The 291-nt window shown below is 62.5% G+C and carries 1 protein-coding gene; it reads right to left on the bottom strand.

Translation table 11 applies throughout. The features are described 5' to 3' along the window. A partial coding sequence (locus EIK80_RS25555) for an amidohydrolase family protein (protein WP_148099143.1) occupies window positions 1-291 on the bottom strand: 291 nt, incomplete at both ends.

The raw sequence follows: 291 nt of genomic DNA, 5'->3' as shown, positions 1-291 counted from the left end.
GGAATCGCTGCCAATCATCGAGATTGCCCCCATATCGTGCAACACATCTTCTGCCGCAATGGTGGACGGTCGGATCCGGCTTTCGGCAAACGCGAGGTCCTCCGGGATCCGGGGGTTGAGGTGGTGGCACACCATCAGCATGTCGAGATGCTCGTCAAGGGTGTTCACCGTATGCGGGCGGGTCGGATTGGTCGAGCTGGGCAGTACATTCGGTTGCGCCGCGACGGTAATGATGTCCGGTGCGTGCCCGCCGCCGGCGCCCTCGGTGTGGTAGGCGTGAATCGAACGTCC

The sequence above is a fragment of the Caulobacter sp. 602-1 genome, assembly GCF_003931565.1.
GTDB lineage: Bacteria > Pseudomonadota > Alphaproteobacteria > Caulobacterales > Caulobacteraceae > Caulobacter.
Note: the sequence above shows the minus strand (reverse complement) of the source record. Positions and strands in the feature narration are given on the sequence as shown.